General features: G+C 45.4%; 22 protein-coding genes. 13 read left to right on the top strand and 9 right to left on the bottom strand.

The features are described from left to right. The first annotated feature begins 2 nt into the window (after window positions 1–2). From CFX1CAM_RS06655 to CFX1CAM_RS06640, 4 genes are all read left to right on the top strand, one after another. A complete protein-coding gene (locus tag CFX1CAM_RS06655; protein ID WP_087862274.1) occupies window positions 3–920 on the top strand; it encodes a sugar phosphate isomerase/epimerase family protein in 918 nt (305 codons plus the stop codon). A 107-nt stretch (window positions 921–1027) separates the two neighbouring features. Further along, window positions 1028–2005 (top strand): ROK family protein, encoded by a 978-nt coding sequence (locus CFX1CAM_RS06650; protein WP_087862273.1) that lies wholly within the window; start codon window positions 1028–1030, stop codon window positions 2003–2005. A 555-nt stretch (window positions 2006–2560) separates the two neighbouring features. Beyond that, complete coding sequence (locus tag CFX1CAM_RS06645; protein WP_087862272.1) at window positions 2561–3874, top strand: NfeD family protein; 1314 nt, start codon at window positions 2561–2563, stop codon at window positions 3872–3874. Window positions 3875–3914: 40 nt separating this feature from the next. After that, window positions 3915–4808 carry an SPFH domain-containing protein gene (locus CFX1CAM_RS06640; RefSeq protein ID WP_087862271.1) on the top strand — a complete coding sequence of 298 codons (894 nt, stop codon included), beginning with the start codon at window positions 3915–3917 and terminating at the stop codon, window positions 4806–4808. Window positions 4809–4948: 140 nt separating this feature from the next. Here CFX1CAM_RS06640 and deoC read toward each other — a convergent pair whose 3' ends face one another. Beyond that, entirely contained in the window at window positions 4949–5665 is a 717-nt protein-coding gene (deoC, locus tag CFX1CAM_RS06635; RefSeq protein WP_087862270.1) for a deoxyribose-phosphate aldolase, read from the bottom strand. Window positions 5666–5792: 127 nt separating this feature from the next. Here deoC and CFX1CAM_RS06630 point away from each other — a divergent pair, with 127 nt between their 5' ends. Together CFX1CAM_RS06630 and CFX1CAM_RS06625 are read left to right on the top strand one after the other, a co-directional pair. Further along, window positions 5793–6590 (top strand): DeoR/GlpR family DNA-binding transcription regulator, encoded by a 798-nt coding sequence (locus CFX1CAM_RS06630; RefSeq protein ID WP_162287665.1) that lies wholly within the window; start codon window positions 5793–5795, stop codon window positions 6588–6590. 60 nt (window positions 6591–6650) lie between these two features. Continuing rightward, complete coding sequence (locus CFX1CAM_RS06625; protein WP_087862268.1) at window positions 6651–7640, top strand: type I phosphomannose isomerase catalytic subunit; 990 nt, start codon at window positions 6651–6653, stop codon at window positions 7638–7640. Window positions 7641–7801: 161 nt separating this feature from the next. On the opposite strand, the gene prxU is transcribed toward CFX1CAM_RS06625, so the two are convergent. The 5 genes from prxU to CFX1CAM_RS06600 all read right to left on the bottom strand — a co-directional run bounded on the left by prxU (window position 7802) and on the right by CFX1CAM_RS06600 (window position 11221). Beyond that, a complete protein-coding gene (gene prxU, locus CFX1CAM_RS11590) occupies window positions 7802–8509 on the bottom strand; it encodes a thioredoxin-dependent peroxiredoxin (RefSeq protein ID WP_087862267.1) in 708 nt (235 codons plus the stop codon). Window positions 8510–8764: 255 nt separating this feature from the next. After that, a complete protein-coding gene (locus CFX1CAM_RS06615; protein WP_087862266.1) occupies window positions 8765–9091 on the bottom strand; it encodes a metal-sulfur cluster assembly factor in 327 nt (108 codons plus the stop codon). Further along, a complete protein-coding gene (locus CFX1CAM_RS06610; RefSeq protein ID WP_087862265.1) occupies window positions 9088–10017 on the bottom strand; it encodes an ATP-binding protein in 930 nt (309 codons plus the stop codon). Before CFX1CAM_RS06610 ends, CFX1CAM_RS06615 begins: the two co-directional genes overlap by 4 nt. A gap of 11 nt (window positions 10018–10028) precedes the next feature. Continuing rightward, a complete protein-coding gene (locus CFX1CAM_RS06605; RefSeq protein ID WP_087862264.1) occupies window positions 10029–10880 on the bottom strand; it encodes a nucleotide-binding protein in 852 nt (283 codons plus the stop codon). A gap of 5 nt (window positions 10881–10885) precedes the next feature. Then, window positions 10886–11221 (bottom strand): NifB/NifX family molybdenum-iron cluster-binding protein, encoded by a 336-nt coding sequence (locus CFX1CAM_RS06600; protein ID WP_087862263.1) that lies wholly within the window; start codon window positions 11219–11221, stop codon window positions 10886–10888. A 92-nt stretch (window positions 11222–11313) separates the two neighbouring features. Between CFX1CAM_RS06600 and CFX1CAM_RS06595 the strand changes: the two genes are divergently transcribed. The 3 genes from CFX1CAM_RS06595 to CFX1CAM_RS06585 all read left to right on the top strand — a co-directional run bounded on the left by CFX1CAM_RS06595 (window position 11314) and on the right by CFX1CAM_RS06585 (window position 13910). Next, complete coding sequence (locus tag CFX1CAM_RS06595; RefSeq protein WP_087862262.1) at window positions 11314–11739, top strand: helix-turn-helix transcriptional regulator; 426 nt, start codon at window positions 11314–11316, stop codon at window positions 11737–11739. A gap of 38 nt (window positions 11740–11777) precedes the next feature. Then, window positions 11778–12029 carry a DUF5320 domain-containing protein gene (locus CFX1CAM_RS06590; RefSeq protein ID WP_087862261.1) on the top strand — a complete coding sequence of 84 codons (252 nt, stop codon included), beginning with the start codon at window positions 11778–11780 and terminating at the stop codon, window positions 12027–12029. Window positions 12030–12224: 195 nt separating this feature from the next. Further along, complete coding sequence (locus CFX1CAM_RS06585) at window positions 12225–13910, top strand: gamma-glutamyltransferase family protein (protein WP_087863242.1); 1686 nt, start codon at window positions 12225–12227, stop codon at window positions 13908–13910. Window positions 13911–13962: 52 nt separating this feature from the next. Here the strand turns inward: CFX1CAM_RS06585 and CFX1CAM_RS06580 are convergent, their stop codons facing one another. The 3 genes from CFX1CAM_RS06580 to CFX1CAM_RS06570 all read right to left on the bottom strand — a co-directional run bounded on the left by CFX1CAM_RS06580 (window position 13963) and on the right by CFX1CAM_RS06570 (window position 17695). After that, window positions 13963–15261, bottom strand: a complete 1299-nt coding sequence (locus CFX1CAM_RS06580) for a DegT/DnrJ/EryC1/StrS family aminotransferase (RefSeq protein WP_087862260.1) — start codon at window positions 15259–15261, stop codon at window positions 13963–13965. Window positions 15262–15364: 103 nt separating this feature from the next. Beyond that, the gene (locus CFX1CAM_RS06575) at window positions 15365–16375 is read right to left on the bottom strand and encodes an N-acetylglucosamine kinase (protein WP_087862259.1); all 1011 of its coding nucleotides are present in this window, start codon (window positions 16373–16375) and stop codon (window positions 15365–15367) included. Between the two features lie 24 nt (window positions 16376–16399). Further along, window positions 16400–17695 (bottom strand): 6-phospho-beta-glucosidase, encoded by a 1296-nt coding sequence (locus CFX1CAM_RS06570; RefSeq protein ID WP_087862258.1) that lies wholly within the window; start codon window positions 17693–17695, stop codon window positions 16400–16402. A 509-nt stretch (window positions 17696–18204) separates the two neighbouring features. On the opposite strand from CFX1CAM_RS06570, the gene CFX1CAM_RS06565 reads away from it, so the two are divergent. The 4 genes from CFX1CAM_RS06565 (at window position 18205) to CFX1CAM_RS06550 (ending at window position 22891) form a co-directional block, all read left to right on the top strand. Further along, window positions 18205–19323, top strand: coding sequence for a threonine synthase (locus tag CFX1CAM_RS06565; protein ID WP_087862257.1), 1119 nt, complete (start codon window positions 18205–18207; stop codon window positions 19321–19323). A gap of 290 nt (window positions 19324–19613) precedes the next feature. Continuing rightward, complete coding sequence (locus tag CFX1CAM_RS06560; protein ID WP_087862256.1) at window positions 19614–20744, top strand: LCP family glycopolymer transferase; 1131 nt, start codon at window positions 19614–19616, stop codon at window positions 20742–20744. A 54-nt stretch (window positions 20745–20798) separates the two neighbouring features. Beyond that, window positions 20799–21587 carry a class I SAM-dependent methyltransferase gene (locus CFX1CAM_RS06555; protein ID WP_087862255.1) on the top strand — a complete coding sequence of 263 codons (789 nt, stop codon included), beginning with the start codon at window positions 20799–20801 and terminating at the stop codon, window positions 21585–21587. A 71-nt stretch (window positions 21588–21658) separates the two neighbouring features. Then, window positions 21659–22891 (top strand): MFS transporter, encoded by a 1233-nt coding sequence (locus CFX1CAM_RS06550; RefSeq protein WP_157891765.1) that lies wholly within the window; start codon window positions 21659–21661, stop codon window positions 22889–22891. The last annotated feature ends 305 nt before the right edge of the window (window positions 22892–23196 follow it).

Raw genomic sequence — 23196 nt, 5'->3', positions numbered from 1 at the left:
ATATGAAACTTGGATTGTTAACAGCGGCGTTTCCCGGAAAAAGTTTGAGCGAGGTTGCAGAATGGGCCAGCCAAAACGGTTTCCAAATGTTAGAACTTGCCTGCTGGCCTTTAGGCAAAGCCACACGACGTTACGCAGGGGTCACCACGCTCGATGTAGCCGGATTTGGACAAAAACAGGCTGACGAAACTCGAGAAATTATGAAGAAATTTGGGCTCGAGATTTCTTCCTTAGGATACTATCCTAATCCGCTTCATCCGGATTCAGAGCATCGGAAAGTGGTGATTGATCATCTCATGAAAGTGATAGACGCTGCTGCACTGGTTATGGATCATCCCATCGTAGGTACCTTCGTGGGCAAAGATAAAGATAAAACCATTGAAGCCAATTTCGAAACGTTTAAACAAATTTGGCCCGAAATTGTTCACTATGCTGGGGACAAAGGTGTTAAAATCGCTATTGAAAACTGCCCGATGATTTTTTCTAATGACGAATGGCCAGGCGGAAACAATCTCGCCTCAACGCCTGCCATCTGGCGTGAGATGTTCTCGATTATTCCGGATGAGAATTTCGGGCTAAACCTTGATCCTTCTCACCTCGTGTGGTTAATGATCGATCCCCTTCGGGTCGTACGCGAATTTTCTGAGCGTATTTTCCACATCCATGCCAAAGACCTGGAGATTGATCTGGATGGACTGTATGAGAATGGCACGCAGTCCCTGGGGATGGGATGGCAGATTCCCCGGTTGCCTGGTCTTGGCCAAATTGATTGGGGCAGCTTTATCAGCCAGCTTTACCGATATGGCTACGATTATGTTATTTCTATTGAGCATGAAGACAGACAATTTGAAGGCACAGAAGAACTTGTCAAGCGCGGTTTCTTAATCTCGCGCGACATCCTTAAGCCGTATATGCATTAAGTAAACATCTGCCTCATCCTCGCTTCGCATGAGGGGATGAGGCAGGTTTCTTCCTTCTCATTGGTCTATTGTATGTTGTAAAAATTATTGAACCTGGAGTGTGATACATGAATGTTTTTGTGGGGTGTGACATCGGAGGCACCAATATCCAAGCGGGATTGGTGGATATTGAAACAGGCTCTGTGTTAACTTCTAATTCGATCTCAACCCTTTCGCGCCAGGGTCCGGAAGAAGTTCTGAAACGGATGGCAAAATTAATCTCCGACTTGATTGGCGATTACCGCATTGATCAGAAGGATATCGGAGGTTTGGGTATCAGCGCTCCCGGTGTGATCGATCTTGAAACCAATACAACGCTCTTTTTACCCAATCTCTACACAGGATGGCGCAATGTCCCGGTAGGGGAACGCATGAAGTCGTATTTGGGTCTAGATGTCGCCATGTTAAACGACGTGCGAGCGATTACTTTTGGCGAATGGGCTTTTGGGGCTGGAAAAGGGGTTGATTCGATGGCATGCTTTGCCATCGGCACCGGAGTGGGCGGTGGGCTGGTTGTGAACAATCAGCTTGTGTTGGGCTTTGGCGGTACAGCCGGAGAATTGGGTCATCAAACTGTTGACCTGAACGGTCCCCGCTGTGGCTGCGGAAATCATGGTTGCATTGAAGTATTTGCCTCCGGTCCAGCCATCGCTGCAGAAGCAGGTCGAGGTATTCGCCAAGGGTGGTCAACATTAATTATGGAACTCATTGAAAATGACCTCAACAAATTAACCCCCGAAGTTGTTGCAAAAGCTGCGAATATGGGTGATGAATTTGCTTTGGAAGTGTGGAACCGGGCAGGGACTTATTTGGGCATTGGCATTGCGAATATCCTAACCTGTGTTGGAGTCAAGCGGGTTGTAATTGGTGGGGGGGTTGGAAAAGCCGGCGACTTGCTGTTGAATCCAATCAAGAAAGTCCTTAAAGAACGCGTCCACCTGATGCCGCTCGAGAAGGTAGAGCTTGTACTGGCCAAACTCGGGAATGATGCCGGAACGATTGGCATGGCTGCCTGGATTGCCCGCCAACAAGGCTTCGATATTTGAGCATGCAAACTCAGAAGGATCGCTAATCGGTTTTTCAATCAGGACAGAACGATAGAGAAAATCTCGAATTTGAAGACCACTTTGATTTATCGTCTCTGACAATAAATATTGCATCGCGTTAAATCAATCAAAAACAGGGCGCTCATTCTTCTGAATGCAGCACCTTGTTGAATCAATCTACTAGTTTCTCTGCAAATTTCAAATCAATACTGCCTGATTCAACTTACGTTCTTCGATCTCTGCTGATTTAGTTTTCTTGATAGCGGGTGAAATCGTTTGAGAACTCCTTTCTGACATCGGTTCTGCAATATTAAGTGGTGGGCTCGCTGATTTTCCTATTCGATTCGGTCACGGCAATTTTGTTATTGCTCAAACCCTGCAGAGAGGTTTGGACATGACAAAAAAATTTAGCCAGGTGTTTAAACCCAAAAGGATGATATGGTCCTTTTAGATTTTGCTTGCAAAAGGATTAAAAATTAGTCATAATCATGAAAAGATATCATTTAATCAATTGTGCTTCAAGTCCATGACCAAGAAATCTAAAAGGACTTAACCATGAGACCTTTAAAAATCCTCATCGTTTCCCTCTTAATTCTAAGTTTGCTTGGCTCAGCTCAACCAGCGCAAGCGGCTAACAACCAATCGATCGTGATCCAGCTGGATATTAACGGTGTCATCAATCCGTTTTCTTCTCGTTATCTCGAGCGGGGCCTGGACCTGGCGCAACGCTCCGGGGCGGAGCTTGTGTTGGTCACACTGGATACCCCTGGTGGACTGGAAGCTTCTATGCGTGAAATGGTGCAAGCCATTCTGGGTTCTCCAGTGCCGGTGGTCGTGTATGTCACGCCAGCGGGCGCTCGTGCAACCTCAGCCGGTTTGTTTATCTTGCAAGCAGGTGATGTTGCGGATATGGCACCGGCGACTCATGTCGGAGCTGCAACACCGGTCGCGATGAGGGGCGAAATGGACGAGGTAATGAGTGAAAAATCGATTAGCGATGTTTCTGCCCTTCTTCGTGGGTTAGCAGAAAGTCGCGGGCGTAATGTCGAATGGGCTGAATCAGCTGTCCGAGAAAGTTCATCTTTAACAGCTCGCGAAGCGGTAGAGACAAATGTGATCGAAATCCTTGCTAATGATATTTATGATTTGTTGGAACAATTAGATGGCATGATCGTGCGTGGGGAGAAATTGGACCTGTCCGCACCGGTCGTTCAGAAATTGGGCATGAATTGGATCGAACGATTTTATCATGTGATCACTGAACCGAACATTGCCTATTTATTGTTATCTTTAGGTACCATATTCTTGCTGGTTGAACTCTCTAATCCAGGATTAAGTTTTGCAGGCATTGGTGCTGCCTTGTTCTTTATCATCGGCTTCATGGCTTTGGGAAGTTTACCGGTCAATTGGGCTGCAGTTGGCTTGTTGGTGATTTCTGTGATTCTATTTGTTGTGGCATTATTAACAGACACCGAAATTGTGGTCACGGCTGTCGGGCTAATCCCCTTCATATTAGGGTCACTACTGCTGTTCAAGCCGTTCCGCCCCAAATCTCCAATTATCCCAGAGGTTCGTGTGAATATTTGGTTGATCCTATTTATGGCATTGTTTATTGTCTTTTTCAGCTTGATCATTTTACGGGCGATCCTGACTGCCTTGAAACGTAAGCCACAAATGGGTGCACAACGTTTTGTGGGGGAAAAAGCATATGCGCTGACTGATTTGTCGCCCGATGGAAAGGTGATGATTCAGCATCAAAATTGGAGTGCCACCAGTATTGGGGGCAATGTTCGAAAAGGACAAGAAGTTCTTGTTGTTTCTGTATCTGGAGTCCGCTTGATGGTGTCGCCGGTTGATGAAAGCGGATAATTTAAAAGTTTAGTTTGCATTTGAAAAAGGAGAAGGTTAAATGGAATACTTTATTTTTGGCTTAATCGTATTTTTGGTGGTGGTATTGCTCGCCATCTCCGTGCGCATTGTTCCCGAATATCAACGTGCGGTGGTTTTTCGGATGGGTCGCTCAATTGGCGCGAAGGGTCCAGGTTTGGTCTTTGTTATCCCCTTTGTCGACCGTGCGATCTTTATTGACCTGCGCGAAGGATTCTTTGATGTTCCTCCTCAGACCTGCATCACAGCAGATAATGCCTCAGTTAATATCGATTTTCTGGTTTACGAAAAGGTGATTGACCCGGAGCGGAGCGTTCTGGAAGTTGAAGATTTCACCGGAGCTGCGCGCGGGCTGGCGGTTACGACTTTACGTGCTGTCGTTGGTGCGATGGATCTGGATGACGTGCTTTCTAAACGCGATGAAATCAACCAGGTTTTGCATGATAAATTGGACGAAGTGACAGATCGTTGGGGCGTACGCATCATGGCTGTTGAAATCCGTGAGGTGGTACCTCCGCGGGCAATTGAAGAAGCCATGACCCGCCAGATGGCTGCAGAGCGTAACCGTCGAGCCATGGTAGCTGAGGCGGATGGTAAACGTGAGGCTGCAGTTATGATTGCCACTGGCGAAAAGCAAGCTGCCATTCTGGAGGCAGAGGGTCTGCGCGAAGCGACGGTTCTCGAGGCGGAAGGTCGCCGGCAGGCAGCCATTCTTGAAGCCGAAGGTTACTCCTTAGCCCTGGACAAGATCTTTGCTGTTGCTAAAACCGTTGACAGCAAAACCCTGACCTTGCAGTACCTCGAAGCGCTGAAGAATTTGGGTGAAGGCGCCTCAACCAAATTCATTATCCCCACAGAATTGCTAAATTTAGCGAAACCCTTGAGTGAGTATGCCAAAGGTGCACTCCAAGAGTAGATTCAAAAAAAATAAAATCGTTTCCAGGTGGGCTGCCCCGTAAATATGTGAAATAGCCCTATAACATTAGCAAAGAAGCTGCCATTTTCGACAGCTTCTTTTTTGTTTAGAAAGGACAACTGATTCGGCTTATCCGGTTATTAACCAAAAGTCTCATCGTATTCTTTCAACAGTTTTTCTGTTCCGCTCACGCCAAAGCGGGTCACCCCAATTTCAATCACCTCGAGGGCATCTTTTAATCGACGAACGCCCTGGGCGGCTTTGACCTGCACTGCTTCGCTGACCGATTGCCGCATCAATTTTAAGATATCCAATGTATAGCCAACGGTTTCTCCATATTCATTTACATAAGGTGATGATGCAAACCCGGTGCTGGTTTTTACAAAATGACCGCCTGCAGCTTCAATGATCTGGCATGCTTTTACGATCAGCTCCATATCCTGATAATATCCGGTTTCGAGGATCACTTTTACTGTTCGTCCTTGGGATGCTTCCACTACTGCGGCAATGTCTTCCAGAACAAAAAGATAATCACCGCTGAACAATGCTCCCAGGTTCAGCACCATATCGATTTCTTCAGCACCTTCATCAATCGCCTGTCGTGTGGCAAAGACTTTGGTATCGGTGGTATCATAGCCCATGGGAAAGCAGATCACTGGATTGACCATCACTCCGCTGCCAGAAAGAATTTTTGCAGCCAATTTCGTGTAGCAGGGTTTGATAGTTACCGCTGCCACCTGTTCGCGGATGGCCAATTCACATCCGAGAATCGTTTCAGCCTGGGTGATTCCGGGTTTAAGTAATGAATGATCGATCATTTTTGATAGTTCGAGCCTGGTTAGGGGAGGTAAAGTCATGAAATTTTGCCTTTCCGCAATAAGCAAGTGTTTTGATGGTTAGTAAATTTTAGAATGTTACATATCTTATCTTATCTTTGGAATTAATGATACAATTTGGTAAAACTTGTTATTAATGGATAAAGACATGCTGCCTTTAGATCGTCAAAACCAGGTGTTGCAATGGCTTCACCAGACGGGATTCCTCACCAACTATGAAATTGCAAAGCGATTTAATGTATCACAAATGACCGTTTGGCGGGATATCCGGGCTCTGGAAGAGCAAGGATTAGTCAAACGAATTCACGGCGGACTCTCGCTTCCTGATTGGAAATTAGGCGATGAACAAATTTTGGACAGTACAGTTCACGGCGACAATATTTTTAGATTTCCTGCGGGGTTGAGCGACCCACGACGCTTGGCGTTGGGAAAATATGTCGCTATGGAAATAATTAAACAAGGAGACAATCTGATACTTGAGGGCGGATCGACGGTGGCTTGCATAATCCCATATTTAGAAGCTCCGGAGGTCACGGCCATCACTAACGGTTTGTTCACGTTAACTTTGGCGCAAATGTATAACACGGTTCAAACCATTTTATGCTGCGGAGGTGTGCTGAATCAGCCAAATGCAATTTTTATCGGTCCTCAAGCTGAAAATTTTTTCCTGTCTTACCGCGTGGATATGGCGATCGTCAGTGCTTATGGGTTAACATTAAATCAAGGATTGGTAGACCCCACACCGATTTATGATAGCATGAAACGCGTGATGTGCAGATGCGCAAACAAGCGCGTTGTCATGCTCGACTCAACAAAAATTGGAAAAACTGCCCTCAGCCGGGTGATGGGATTAAGCGAAATTGACATCCTGGTCACAAATCATGATGCAGATCCAAAAATCATTTCGGCTTTGATTGAACGCGGTATAGACGTAAGATTGATTTAATGACTTTAGTTCTTTGATTGTTTGGAAAAATAATTAATGATAAATGTTTATCGAGGTTAAATGTCTGAGCTTTACCCGTTATTTTTTGAGCCAGTACTGAAACATTATATTTGGGGAGGTCAAAACCTTGAAAATATTGGCCGCGTGTTACCCGACAACCAAAAGGTTGCGGAAAGTTGGGAAATTTCAAGCCATTTCGACGGAATGACCACGGTTCGAAACGGGCAATTTGCCGGTAAAAAATTGCCAGAACTTTTAAATTTACTCGGAAAAGACCTTGTAGGCTCGCGTAATGTGTGGGCTGTGAAAAGAGGCATCTTCCCGTTGATGGTTAAGTTGTTGGACGCTGAAGAACGTTTATCGATCCAGGTGCATCCTGATGATTCGTATGCACAGGAGCACGAAGGACAAAACGAATTGGGAAAAGCAGAGATGTGGGTCATATTAAATGCGAAACCCGGGGCAGCGATAATTTACGGCTTTTCAAAAGAAATCAATCCTGAGAAATTTCGCGAAGCGATTAAAACTGGCTCGGTGGAATCGTATTTGAACGTTCTGCCTGTAAAAACCGGAGATCATATCTGCGTGCCACCCGGCACATTGCATGCCATTCTTGAGGGGGTGCTGTTGGCTGAAATTCAACAAAATTCGAATACAACCTACCGCGTATATGACTGGGGTCGAACTGATGATCAGGGGAAAGCAAGGACACTGCATGTTGATAAAGCTTTGGATGTGATCAATTTTCAACAGGTCAATGAATCTCTTTCACTGCCAGAAGTCATCGAAAAGGACTCCCATTACTTGCAAGAATCCCTGTGTCATAACCCTTACTTTTCGGTTGAGCGTTTTTCCTTCAAACAAACTTCAGAATATTCAGGACGATGTAATGGCTCAACCCTGGAAATTTGGGGGGTACTTCAGGGTTGCGCTGTAATCAATGGTGAGATAATGGACTCTGTGTCGTTTTGCTTGTTACCTGCAAGTTTGGGCGAGTTTTGTTTCAAGGTAAAATCCGGCACTCAAATGCTAAGAGTCTATACCAGTTAGCTTTGGATGAGATAGTGTGGATTTGCGAAGATCAACATTGAATTAAATAACAGCGTTTTCGCATAGTATTTTTGATGCTATGTAAAATGAGACGATAAATGAATTAAAAAGGCCCGGTACATCTACCGAGCCTTTCTTGAATTGCGCCAAAAATTTTGTCGTTACTCGAAAGCTTCTTCCGGTTTCCACACTTCCCAGACTTTTCCAGCCAAATCGGGGCTGGGTTTAAGGGTCTTTTTCCCGGGACGCCAGCCTGAGGGCGTAACCTCACCTGTTGCAACCACGTGTTGGAAAGCTTGAACTTGGCGGAACAATTCGGAGACGTTTCGACCGACTTCCGGTGTTAAAATTTCGGAAGCACGGATGACAAAATCGGGATCAATGATAAACCTGCCACGGATATCCACACCAGAGGCTTCATCATAAACACCATATAAGGTACCAACGCGTCCACCTGCATCGGCTAACAATGGGAAGGGAACGCCGCCCTCAATCATTTTCGAAAGTTCAACTTCTTGCCAAATCTTGTGTGAGAAGTGGCTGTTGGTACTGATTGCAAGTACCTCAACACCCAATTCCTGAAGTTCAGGATATTTAACAGCGACCGCTGTTAGTTCGGTCGGTCAGACGAAGGTGAAATCACCGGGGTAGAAGCAGATCACGATCCACTTACCCTTGTAATCAGACAATTTAAAATTTTTAAACCCGTTCCCTATGAAGCCTGTCAGCTCAAAATCGGGGGCGGGCTTTCCTACGCGAGCTATTTCCATAACTGCCTCCTGGTTTTGAATTTTTGTAGTTGGTTTCAGTTCCTGAGAAGCAACCGGACCCTGAGATGGTGTGACACATCCTGCGGGTATATCTGGCATTTGTCCTCCTTAGTTTTAGTTTGGCGCAATCAAAATTAACTTTAATTATTATAACCTTTTGAAAGGTATTCGTCAAAGGACGGTCAAGAGAGGGTAGAAAAGCAAGTGGTATTTAATTATTAGTTTATGAATGAACATAAAATTTATGCTCTTACTACTATTTTGGATATTATATCAATTTTATGGGTTGCCTCCACAAATTATGCTGAATGAAGAGCAAACCAATTGTCAAAAACCTCGGTCTACGCTTGTTATTTACTCAGCGGTCCTTGGTTTTGAAAGCGGCAAAGAATGCAAAATTTTGTTCAGTTCCTCTGCACCCACATAGTCAACAACGGTAACTTTCTGATCCATGACACCATCCACAGTTTTAACCGCCTCAATGATTGAAATAACCAAGGTCAAAGCAATCGGGCATAAGGGCGATGATGGACGGAAGATATACGATGCAGTCCCATCCTCGTGGATTTGCAAATCAAGCACAAGCCGCATCCGAACGACATCTACACCGGTTTCAGGATCGATTACCTCTTTTAAAGCGGCGATAACATTATCTTTAATTTTCTCAACAGCATACATCATTTCGAATCCTGGGTAAATAATATTGCTTCAAGTTTGCTCCAAATGTCTTTAATCGCCAGGGCTGCAGGGCTTTGGAGAGAGAATTTCGTTATCGGTTGACCATGAATGATCGATTCAGATATTGCCGGGTCGAAAGGTATCATCCCAACCGAAGTCAACCCCAGTGATTCGATCATTTTTTCAATATCGGTGGTTCCCGTGGGGTAAATATCTGCTTTATTAATGCAGACGACCCTGGGGACATTAAAATGATCGAGGGTTTGGATGATTCTTTCGAGGTCATGCAGTCCAGATACTCCAGGTTCTGCCACAAGCAGAGCCAGGTCAGCGCCGCCACTGGCTGAAATAACAGGACAACCAATTCCAGGAGGGCCATCAATGATCATCAGCTTCAGGTTGTGGTCTTCAGCATACAATTTTGCAAATTGTTTGACCGTTGTAACCAGTTTGCCGGTATTTTCTGCTCCTGGAAACAATTCTGCATGAAAAAGATGACCGTAGGGTGTACGAGAGTGAAACCATTCGCCATCCTGTTGTTTTGACATGTTTATGGCAGATTGAGGACATATGTATGCACATGCTGCGCAGCCCTCACATAAGAGGTCAATTACGCTGTAATCCTGTTGGGGATTTTCCGGTTTGTGAATCGCATTGAATCGACAAATTTGGAAACATAGATCGCAACGATCACACAATTTGGCGTTTATTTCTGCGGATTGGCTGCCCCAATAAGCATGTGATTCCAGAGGAACTGCCTCTGTAACCAACGCCAGATTGGCGGCATCGACATCTGCGTCTGCGAACACACACGGGTTGGTTGATAAAGCTGAGAGGTGCATTAAACCAGCTGCGACACTGGTTTTACCAGTGCCACCTTTTCCACTTAAGATCACCAATTGTCGTAACGGTTTCGTCTCATTCAACATGGTTCACCTTTTCAAGTAGAAATTGATTCTGAAATTTGTTTAAAAAGATTGAGAAAATCAACGCGTAATGACGGAAAGATATCCACCAATAGCTTTCCTGATCCTAAGCCTTCGGCAATTTTCACATGATAGGGGATTTTCATCAATATTGGATAGGGTGTTTGCGCAAGGTATGCCTCAACCTGACCATCGCCAATCCCGTCACGATTAATGATTACCCCTGCTGGCGAACCTATTTTTGAGACAATCCCGAGGGCTTTTTCGAGGTCATGCAAACCAAAGGGGGTCGATTCAGTGACCAGCAAGACATAATCAGCATCATAAATCGTCGCCACAACCGCACATGAGGCTCCTGGCGGAGCATCAAGCAGGGTGACATCGGAAGGTCCACTTTCCAAGGCTTTCAATTGATAAATGATGGGCGTTGGCATGGCTTCACTGATGGTCATGACGCCAAAATCGTTCTTGATGCATGCAGCAGTTTTTCCTTGGTTAAGCTTACCAACCTCCTTTGGAAACTCTGAAATTGCTTTCATTGGACAGGCAAGTGTGCAGCTACCACAGCCGTGACAGAGTTGCGGAAAAACCAGGATTTGTTCCGCAATCATCGCCAGGGCATGGAACTGGCACACCTCAACACAAACACCGCATAAATTGCAGATGTCAGGGTCGATTTGGGGTATGTTCACCACTGCTGAAGATGAGGCATGAACCTCTGGTTTTAAAAACAAATGCGTATTTGGAGCTTCAACATCACAATCGACAAGATGAACTCGATAGTTTGGTGCTAGTGATGCTGCTAAACTGGTGGCAACCATTGTTTTTCCAGTCCCACCCTTACCGCTGGCGATGGCAATTTTCATTAGCTTTATCCTTTTGTCAGGGATCCTTCTTTATAAAATTTTATAACCTGTTTGATCGATTCGCAATTCGCATCAAAAGTTAACAATTCAACGCCAGCAGTTCTAAGAACATTGTGGGCGTTGGGCCCGAACCTTCCGCTGACAACAGCCTTAGCATTGTTATCAATCACGAATTGTGCTGCTGCGATACCTGCTCCACCAGGTTCTTTTTGTGCAGGGTTTTCCAGGGCTTCCCATTCATCACTCTCAAGATTATATTTGATGAAGTACGGCGTGCGTCCAAATTGCGGATTGGGTTGGCTTTCTAAATCTTTACTCTGACTGGTAATAATGATGATCATAGTTTTTCTCCTTTTGTAATTGGATATGATTATGCCACACTATTGACATTTTGTATATAGTATACTAGTATATAGATGAAAGGATCCATGCAATGTTTAAAGAGAACGGAAGTGATGATTTTGCCGGTTTTAATGGGCGAGGTCGTGGTCGAGGGCTTGGAAGAGGGCGACGCTGGTTGGGAGATTATTCATTAATGGACATCCGCCTGGTTGAACCAGCCTTATTAATTTTTTTAGATCAGGATGGTTTACATGGGTACGGCTTACTGGAAAAACTTGCTGGAATCGGATTAACGGAAATCAATCCGAGCATGATCTATCGTATTTTGCGAGATTATGAGGAACTCGGTTTGGTTCAATCTGAATGGGATGCAGATACGACTCAAGGCCCGCCCAAACGAGTGTATACCATCACCTCAGAAGGGCGTTTAGCTTTAGAACAAGCCGCCACTTCATTGAGAGTCACTGCCCAACGGATAGAAGCGATGTTAGATTTATTTGATTTATCAGAGTCTTAGAAATGAAAATTTGAAATCTTGTGAAAGGAGTATTTAAAATGCCTGGATTTGATGGAACTGGACCTGAAGGACGTGGACCTTTTGGTCGCAGACTTGGACCATGTGCTGAAGGTGACGAACGCGGCTTGTTTTTCTTCCGACGTGGAAGGCGCGGTGGTGGGCGTGGGTACCGCTGGTTCAATGCTCGATATATTGACGTAAATCCTGATCTTGAAGCGGAAAAGCGCTTTCTTGAAAGGCGCCTTGACGCTATAAACCAGATGATTGGTAAAAGCAAAGAAAAAGAGTAAAAACCACCAACGTGACATTGATCAAATCAGGGAGATATCCATTGCTCATAATGTTGGGCAATGGATATTTCGTTTTTTGGGCTATATCATTTGAGCTTTTTGCCAGGAGATTTATTGTGATATGGTAAACTTTCCCTGGTGGGTGCAGTGCACCTTGATAATGAATTCTATTTTTATACGTTTAAGGAGCTTCCAGTGCAATTTGATTATGAATTTCGATCCAGACGCAGCAACATTATCGCGCATAATGGGATGGTAGCCTCCAGTCAACCGCTGGCATCTTTGGCTGGTTTGGATATTCTGCGCGCAGGCGGCACAGCAGCCGATGCTGCTGTGGCCATCGCAGCGATGTTAGCTGTCGTAGAGCCATTTTCCACCGGGATTGGCGGTGATTGTTTTGTTTTATACTGGGATGCTTCCACCAAGACAGTCTCGGCGCTCAATGGCAGTGGACCTACAGCCCAATCAGCAAACCTTGAAGAATTAAAATCTTCTGGATACGAACGACATCCCCACTTTACCGGTCATGCAGTCAGTGTACCGGGGACTGTTGCCGCGTGGGACGCATTGTTGCAACGTTTCGGTCGTCTGTCGCTGGCTGACACATTAGCGCCAGCGATCAAGTATGCCATAGAGGGTTTTCCAGTCACCGAGCTGATTGGTTCAGGATGGCCTCTGATGATTGACCGATTGTTGAGAATTAACAATGATCCGGCCCAGCCCAAACACCTTCAGCATCCTGGCCCTGCACAACCCAGTGGCAACGAATTCTTGATTGATGGGCGAGCGCCCAGGGTTGGCGAGATGATGACACTGACCAGCCTGGGCGAAACCATGATGCAAATTGCTTCTGAGGGTCGAGATTTTATTTACGAGGGCGATTTTGCTCACAAAGCTTGCGACCACATCAAATTATATGGCGGTTGGCTTGAACCATCCGATTTTTCAGGTTTTAAAGCAGAATGGATTGAACCCATTCACGCAGATTATCGAGATGTTCGCCTGTATGAATGCCCGCCTAACGGCCAGGGGTTAGCTGCGATTATGGCTACGAAAATTGCCAATGAATTCAACCTGTCATCAATGAACGAGGTCGAACGGATACATACACTGATTGAGTGCATGCGATTGGGCTTTCTTGAGGCGTTGCGATGGGTTGCTGACCCCCATTTTGTGGGCATTCCTTACGAAAATCTCTTTTCAGAGGACTATGTGCAAAAGCAGGTTGGTTCAATCCGGGCAAAACAGGCGATTAAAAATCTGCCTGTAAAAATCACGCCTTCGGGTGGAGATACGGTTTACCTCAGCGTCATTGACGGAGAAGGAAATGGCTGTTCCCTGATCAACAGCCTGTACTTTGGCGGTGGCACCGGACTGGTTGTTCCGGGAACAGGTGTGATGATGCAAAATCGTGCCGCATTATTTGAGCTTGACCCCCACCATCCAAATGCATTGCTGGGAGGGAAAAGACCATATCACACGATTATTCCAGGAATGCTCACAAAAGAAGGGGAGTTACTGGCAAGTTTCGGTGTTATGGGTGGATTTATGCAGCCACAAGGCCATCTCCAGGTTCTATCCAATCTTGTCGATTTACGCCACAACCCCCAGCAAGCTTTGGATACACCTCGGTTTTGCCTGAACATCAACGACGGAGGCGGTGTGGGCGCTGAAGATCCCGGTGGAGAAGTTTTTATTGAAAAAGGATTTGATTTCGACACACTGGCAGCCCTGAGAAATATGGGGCACCGCATTTCACCCGTCAGCGGACGACAACGTCAGATATTTGGTGGCGGTCAGGTGATTCAAAGGGACTTTGAAAGCGGCGTGCTTATAGCAGGGAGCGATCCTCGCAAGGACGGATGCGCCCTGGGCTGGTAAGGCTGACCAGTAGATAATATAAATTTTTCGCCATTAACTCGCTGTAATAAAGCTAAACCTTTTTCTTAAGAAACTGGATTGGCAGATTGTAGGCATCAATTTTATCTGCGAATTCTACGGCAATTTGCGGTAATTTATCCCGGTTCTGCTGCAGCTTTAGCAATCCGTTCACAAGGTCATCGATACCTTTCTTTCCAGCTCTGAAGATCGCTTCACCCATCCAGACCGCTTCTTTTTCAGCTGCAGTTTCTGCGACTGGAAAAGACATTGCATCGAAATCGAAATATTCAGGGAATGCTGCGGGAACGGGCAACTTAGAAAGCTGAGGTTGGAAAAGATTATACCGATGCATGGGAGGATAACCCGTGTCCACAGGCAGACCTTCTGCAATCAGCACATAGCAGAAAGTGGCATTGTTGCAGCCAAAATGCTCCGGGTCAATTTTGATGATATAGCGGTAATGACTGCGACGGGTAAGCCTGGGATCACGTTTTAAAAAGCGAATTCCGGGAAAGCCGTTAAGAGATTCTTCCAAATAATCTGCCATTTCTTCCCGTTGGTCCATCTGCGATGGGAAACGTTCTAATGCTACCAAGCCCAGGGCAGCGTGTAATTCTGACCAGCGGTAGTTTTCACCCATGGTGAAATTTTGTTTATTGGCATCTTTGGGGCGTCCACAATCAATAAGACTGGCAACCCGTTCAGCCATATTTTTGTCCTTGCAAAGCAGGACACCACCTTCACCTGTTGTGATGATTTTTGCAGAATGTAAACTGAAGGAGCCGAAATCGCCAATTGTTCCGGAACACTTATCTCGCCAACAAGCGCCATGGGAGTGGGCAGCATCTTCGATGACGATTAAATTGTGCGCCTTTGCAATATCCATAATTGCATCCATGTCAGTCATTCGAGCAGCAATGTGAACTGGGATAATGGCTTTCGTTTTTGGGGTGATTGCTCGTTCAACTTCCTGAGGATCAATGCAGTAATTATCCGCACTGATATCGACAATCACCGGAATCGCACCAGCCATCATGGGCGCGGCTGCTGTAGCCTGGAAGGTGTAAGCCGGCACAATGACTTCATCCCCCCAGCCAATTCCAGCAGCACGTAATGCCACCTCCATGGTGATGGTTCCATTAATCATGGGTAACGCAATTCCCCCGCCCATCAACTCGGAGAATTTCTCTGAAAATTCAACTGTGTTCGGCCCTGGGAAAGGCGAACCGCCCCAGCGCCCTGACAACACCGTTTTGGTGATGGATTGGACCTCCGCGTCATCAAAGACTGGCCACCGTGGGTAAGGTTCTGTTCGAACAGGCTGACCGCCCAGTAATGCTAAATCAGGCATTTATTCACTCCTTGTTTTAAAAAATGGCTATCAAGTGTTTATCGTAACATTGTTTTAATTATTGTCAATTGAAAGATGTTATGGATTGATCAGTATTTCGACTTCAGAATTCTTGATCATTGCCAATTGGATAATCGCTAATCGAGCTGACAACTGTATCCTTGATCGTTCCAGGTTCGATTCCAATTGTTTGAGCAGCCAGCAAAACTGATCCAACAACAGGCGGCACGGTTAAGTGAACCAGATTTGCGTGGGGAGCAAATGCCAATACGGTCTCACGAAATGGACTTAGATAGATTTCTCCGGATTGAAAGATGCTGCCAATCATAACGAGATCAAATTTTTCATCGTGCAGTGCCAGTTGGCGGACGACAGCATTTACATTCAGTGCCAATTCACGGGCAGATGTATTGATGATGTCAAGCGCTACCCGATCGCCTTCCTGCGCAATCCGAAAAACTTCCTCAGCAAGGAAAGGCGGGAGATGGAAATACCCAGTAGCTATGCCTTGGATCAGTTCAAATTCGTTGGGAGCCTCTGTGAATGAGATCAGCATCTGAGTCAGTGCAGTCTTTGGGCTGCGTTGCGTCCAGGCATGTGTGACAGCAACTTGAGTCAACCATACAATTTCACTTCCGCCACCAATTTCTCCAAAATAAACGCTGTTTCCAGTAATGCGGCCCACCTGCCCGGCTCGGTTCCGCCCACGAACATTATTCCCGGTTCCAGCGACTACCGCCACACCCCAGCCCTCGGATGAACCTGCGATTAACCCTAAAAGAACATCGTTGGTATATTGATACGGACATCCAATCTCCAAAGCCTCAATGGCTTCAACCATGACCCCATCTTGGGATGGCCAGTCATATCCCGAGATGCCCAGCCCCAATGCCAGAACATCTTCAGATTGAATCCGTGCCGTTTGAATGGCGCTTTGGATAGCTCTTTGCATGGCGTGTTTAAAGCCATCTACACCAACAACATCGTGGTTTCCACCGCCTGCCTCGCCAAACCCCAGGGTTTTTCCTGAACAATCCGTGATTAATGCATGGGTTTTACTGGATCCAACATCCACGCCTAAAAGATAGCCGTGCTGCATTTGCTTGTTATCCAAATTGCACCTCCCTTAACATGATTGTTATCCAAAGAATTGAGGTAGATAATCTCGATTGATTTCAAGCATATCATCCAGCACCTCTTGAATCCGATCAGCCGATGGACCCAATGGATGAGCGAGCAATGCTTGATAAGCGGCATCATAATCACCCTTAATAGCAGCTTCAATCGTCAGCAGTTCATAAGCCTTAACCTGAGAGACCAGGCCTTCACATACAGGCGGTAGCGGTCTGGTTGGAAATGGTTTCACCCCCGAGGCTGATACCTCGCAGGGCAACTCAAGGACCCAGTCTTTGTTCCAACCCATAACCGCGCCATTGTGCCGCACGTTCAATACCTGGCTTTGGTGAAGGTCGTTGAAGTGTGCATTCAACAATTGTGTTGCGACTGTCGAATAATGCGCGCCGCCACGCTTCATCATATCATCAGGAAGGTCAACCCGATCCTTTTCCTGGAATTGTTTCATCAGGTTAACTTCAATTGCAGCAACTTCTTCTGCCCTGGAGGGTGGCCACTTTTCCTGAGCTTTGAGCAGTTTATCGGTATAGTAATAATTTTGTAAATAATAGTTAGGGAGCATATTTAAACTTTTTACAGTCTGAATATCAAATAAGGGATCGTCTTCAGTGGAAAATTTTCTGATGATCGCTTGTATGACCTGCGGCCAATAATCTTGCCCGTTAATTCTCAGACCATAAAACCAGGTTAAATGGTTCAACCCCAAGCAATCAACCCGCACCTCATCAGGCTTTATCAAGCTGTTTAAATGCTCATTAAGGTATTTCACGATCTCCATTTTGACATTAACAGCGACATTGCACACGCCAACCGATTGAATATCCGGTGCATAGCGCGCAAGGGCTTCAGTGACCAGGCCTGCAGGGTTGGTGAAGTTGACCAGCAGGGCTTCGGGAGCATACTTTTGCATGTCACGTGCAATATCTAAAATGACCGGAACAGTTCGCAGCGCGCAAGCCATTCCGCCCACGCCGGTGGTTTCCTGGCCGATCAAACCGTGTCGTTTTCCTAAATATTCATCCCCCTTGCGAGCGTCCATCTTTCCCACCCGGATTTGGGTGATAACATAATCAGCGTTTTTGATGGCTGATCGTTGTTTAGAACTGAGGACAATTTTAAAATGTGCCCCATGTGCTTTGGCAATCTTTTTTACAAAATTGCCCACGATTTTCAACCGCTTCCTGTCAGTGTCCATTAACCATAACTCGTCAAGAGTAAACTCATCCTGGCGTTGTAAAAAACCCTGGAAAAGTTCAGGAGTATAGGTTGATCCACCGCCGATCACAGCAACTTTTAACATGTGTTTCCATCGCTTTCGTTATTTCAAATTAACCTGTCAAATCATTGAGTTGGATTGGAATGATCCAAAGACAATTTTTTCCAATTAACTTTATAGACACATTCATGAATTATAAATGACATATTGAATTATTCCAAATGCTTAAGGAATAACCCATGCTCCACATTCTCTGATTGAAAGCTTCGTCCATTTTCTCGCCAATCGGAAAATTTTCATGACACAAGTCAAATCTCTGCCGACGACTATTGGGGTGATAATTCTTGTAGCAATTGGCCAGTTATTTAAGAAATCCTTATGACTTCAAATTTTGTCTTTTTGCAAGAAGCTTTTTCTTTTTTTCTCTTGATAGATGGAAATACAATTCAGTGTTCGATTTTTAACAATTTCTGAAAATTAAGCAAACCCTTCATTATGAAGTGGAAGTTATTTTTGGTAGAATAGAACTGTAAAACAACGAGCAAATCTCTTCAAAAAAAATTGTTCATTTAGTGTGATTGTGAGAAAACCTCATGCAAGTTTTTTGCTTTGATTGCGGTTATACAACTGCGTTAACGCTTGACGTGTGGAGATGCCCATCCTGTGGCGGCGCCTGGGAACCAGCAGCTTTACCCGCCTTCGATGCTGCAAACATCCTACGCCAGGATTTTTCTATCTGGCGCTACGGGTCAATGCTCGGATTGGATATCGTTACGCCATTCGTCCCCATGGGCGTTGGGTGGACGCCCCTGGTTCCCGCAATGCTTTTTGGTAAAAAAATTCACCTAAAACTCGAATATTTGCAACCTACAGGTTCGTTTAAAGACCGTGGCATCAATGCGATGGTTAACCAATTGGTGCACATGGGTGTCAGCTCGATGATTGAGGACTCTTCCGGAAATGCAGGGGCATCTCTGGCTGCCCACGGCGCCAAATTTGGCATCCATACTGAAATTTATGTTCCCGAAGACGCTTCAAGATTCAAACAACACCAAATTTCAATCTACGGAGTTGATTTAAAAACGGTCTCGGGAACAAGAAAAGATACGGAACGAGCTGCCCATGCGGCCGTGGGTGTGAGGGGCACCTATGCCTCACACGCTTATCATCCTGCTTACCTATCCGGTCAAATGACAGTTGCGTTTGAGGTTTGGGAACAGCTTGAAGGAAAAACACCGGATTGGATCCTGTATCCTGTTGCGCAGGGGGGACAATTCATTGGGGCCTGGTTGGGATGGTCAAAGCTTTACGAGGCGGGATTAATTAATCGCTTGCCACGCATGGTTGCAGTGCAATCAGCCCAGGTGTCGCCTTTATATCTGGCCTGGCGTGATGGTTTTGATGTTGTGCAAGCTATTACACCAACTGGACGCACCATTGCTGATGGAGTGAATATCTCAAATCCTGTTCGTGGGAAACGATTATTGCACGTGGTCAGTGAATCACGCGGGAGAGTAATGGCAATCCAGGACCACGCAATCAGTGAAGGGCAGCGAAAACTTGCAAAATTGGGTTTTTATGTTGAGCCAACAAGCGCACTGGTGTGCGCTGCATTGAAAGAACTGATCGCTGAAATTCACGAAGATGACCTGGTTTTGCTTCCTCTGACTGGCAATGGCTTAAAGGGGGAACCGACCTTTAATCGCGTCTAACACGGAATCACCACCATGATACTGGGACTTCGTATAGGTTATACTTTCACAAATTGCTTATACCTTGCATAGGTGATAGCTTGTGGGGGAGTAAACCACTCAAGATTCATTATCAGTGGAATGTTTGCAATAAATTCGTGGCTTAGCTTGAGCATCTTTTACCCGGGTTAGGCACAAAATTTCTGATGAACTACAATAAGAAAGGCAAGGTTGCTCATATTCGCAATTGCCCCGATCATGTTGGTGGGGCTGCAAATCATTAATATGGCTATAGAGTATTAAACACAAAAATGGCTAAGAAAGTCCTTTACCTCACCCTATTGATGATGCTGGTTTTATTGTTAACCGCCTGTGGGGTTTGGGTGAACTGGTGGAATCAGCCATTAGGAGAGGTTTTAACCTTTCCTACACCCACTATTGAGCCAACAATGACAACTATTTCTGTCCAGAGCAATGAAAAAACACCAACAACCGCTGCCACACCGTATCCCACGCCTGTATCATCGCCTGAACCGACGGAGTCGCCTGAGCCCGTTGAAGATAAACCAAAGCCGATGTACGTACTGGTTGCTGGTATTGCCAGCACAGGCTCAAATTATCGATATGGCCTGGCCGATGCCATACGAATTGTGCGAATCGACTTTGAAACCCCCAGAGTGACTGTGCTGACCCTGCCGCGCGACCTGTGGGTTGAGTTGCCAGGCATAAAAAAGGAATATAAAACTCTGACCCATGGGAAACTCAACACCGCCTATTCCTATGGCACGCCAGCCATGAATCGGTACCAGGGCGAGGGCGGGGGACCAGGGTTATTAGCGCATACCATTGCCCACAATTATGGCCTGGCGGTTGACCATTATGTCATCATCGATATGGATGTTTTTATTGAGATTGTGGACGCTCTGGGTGGAATTGACATCTACCTTCACCGAACCTGGGATGGGCGAGTAGATACCAGCAATGACGATTATTTAGAATGGGTTTTTGAAGAAGGTCAACATCACATGAAGGGCGAAGAAGCACTTCGTTTTGCTCGGATTCGATTGAATGACACCGAAATCATGCGCACCGACAATCAAACAGCGGTCCTATGCGCAATTAAAAATAAAGCCTTGCAGCCTCAAGTACTTACAGCATTGCCGGACCTGGTCAATGCTTTTCATGGAAAGATTCAAACAGATTTATCGCCAGCGCAAATCGGTCAAATGGTGACCCTGCTACCAAAATTATCTCACGAAAACCTGCTTTTTATTCGTTTTCCAAATAATATGATGGTACCCGGACGAGTTTTTGACCCATCACTAAATAACACAACTTTTATCTGGGACATTCCCATTGAAGATATCAGGGATTTCATTCAAGACTTTCAAAACGATGCTATTACAACCGATATTGGCGGCGGAGGGAGGCTTTGCCCATAACTGAGCAAGCAGGCAAACACCATCAAGGAAAAAAGCATTTATCAGGAAAACAAGATGGACAACGAAAAAATTTACGATGAATTCAGTGGAAACTATGACCGGTTTGTCAACTGGGAGGGGCGATTGGCGTTAGAACTACCGTTCTTAATCAACGAACTTTCCCAGGTTAAGAAAAATATTGACACTCCGGTTAGCGTTTTAGACATCGCTTGTGGAACCGGACAGCATATCATCGCACTTCAGAAACATGGTTTCACCGGTTCAGGTGCCGACATCAGCGAGGAAATGGTTAAGACAGCAAGGGAGAACGCGCAAGCAGCACACCTTGAAATCCCCTTCAACCAGGCTGGTTTTGGCGAGTTGGCGCTGACTTATGGCGACCAGCAGTTCGACAGCATCATTTGTTTGGGCAATTCGCTCCCCCATATTCTGGATGAGGCAGCGATGATGACAGCACTTGCGGATTTTAAGTCGGTATTGCGACCCGGTGGGAAAATCATTATCCAAAACCGCAACTTTGACAGCATTCTGAAAACACACAACCGATGGATGGAGCCTGAAACTTACCGGGAGGATGAGCATACTTGGATCTTTATGCGGTTTTATGACTTTGATCCTGATGGACGGATCACATTTCATATTGTTATTCTGCACGACCAAAATCAAGGCATTTTCCAACAGAACGTGGTCAGTACCCGTTTGTGGCCTTTTTCTTACCTGCAGTTGGTCTATTGGCTTGAAAAAGCGGGTTTTGACGAGATTAAGCTTTTTGGTAATCTTCAGGGTGATGTTTTTGATATCAACCAATCGCCAAACCTGGTGGTTACTGCCTGTGCACAATAATTTTTTATGTAAACAAGATTGGACATCGAAATTGTTAAGCCATGAACTTAAAATCATCATGGTTAAATTCGTTGACACGAAACAAAATGGGACTGATGAATACAAGCCAGGGAAAAACAATCGCTAAATCTTATTATTTTGCCGCGTATGGTACTGCTTTTATTGTATTAGGGTTGGCATCAGCAGCGCTTGGTCCAATGCTGCCTTATCTTGCAAGACAGGTAAATGTATCTTTATCGCAAGTCAGTTTTGTGTTCACAGCCGTGAGCTTAGGTTATTTACTTGGATCTGCTGGCGGCGGGTATTTGCTTGACCGATTTAAGGGGCATCCAATGATGCTCGTTTCAGTGCTTGTTTCCATCATTGCGCTCTTTTTCATCCCGCTCACTTCGCAACTGTCTCTCCTGCTGGTCATCCTTTTTGTTTTAGGAATTGGCCAGGGTGTCCTTGATGTCGGAGGAAACACCAATTTGTTGTGGGTCTACCAGTCGCGCGTTGGCCCCTACATGAACGCGCTTCACTTTTGCTTTGGTGCAGGAGCATTTCTCTCTCCCATAATTTTGCACTATGTGATGAGATGGTCTGGTGGACAACTCACATGGCCTTACTGGTCATTGGCGTTTTTGACCATTCCTACCATCTTCGGTTTTGTGCTGCTTCCCAGCCCTAAAAACCAGGAAATAGAAGAGACCGAGAAAAACTCTGCTCACATCACCAATTCTGGCTTGATTATTGGAATGATCATGCTATTCTTTGTTTATGTTGGCATTGAAAACGGTTTTGGGGGCTGGATATTCACCTATGTTTCCGAGACAGAAATCACCACGGAAACCGCGGCTTCTTTTATCAATTCAATTTTCTGGGGCGCTTATACCCTGGGGCGCTTGCTTGCAGTTCCGTTGACAAGAAAAATTAAAGCTGCCCATCTGCTGTTGGGAAATTTCTTTCTGGCAATCATCTTTTTGATTTTGATTATCATCTTCCCATCCAACAATCTGGCACTATGGGTTGGATCTGCTGGGTTAGGTCTGGCCTTGTCCTCGGTTTTCCCAACCCTGCTGGTACTGGGAGAATCGCGTTTGAGAATCACCGGTCGCATTACCGGCTTGTTTTTCTTAGGCAGCAGTCTCGGCTCCATGTTGATCCCAATGTTATTGGGCCAAGTATTTGAGCGTTTTGGAAGCTTCCACATCATTACGACGCTTCTCATTTTAACTTTCTTTGGTTTTGGGATTTTAATATTTGTCATATTCACTTCAAACAATACAAAAGAAAAACATCGCAGCCAGAGAAATCTTCGGTGAAAGAAAGGCACCATCCTGAGGGGTTTTTTACTGTGATCATACAGGATTAATTTGCGAGATGCTTGCAACCGCTGCACAATTATTATTCCAAACTTGCAGTGATCACAAAGAGTTACAAAACAAATCCCGGTTGATGTGTAAAATGTAAATCTTACCTTGCAAGTTTTTCTTCATCAGGCGACATATCTTCGATCAGTATTCATCATTTATAATTGTGATAATTTGATGGGAAAACCAATCGAACGGTTGGATTCGCCAACATTAAGGATTTCAGAAATTCGAGAGGATTTATGATTTGTTCTGAG

It is taken from the genome of Brevefilum fermentans, assembly GCF_900184705.1.
GTDB lineage: Bacteria > Chloroflexota > Anaerolineae > Anaerolineales > Anaerolineaceae > Brevifilum > Brevifilum fermentans.
The sequence above is the reverse complement of the archived record's forward strand: the minus strand, read 5'-3'. Positions and strand labels throughout refer to the sequence as shown.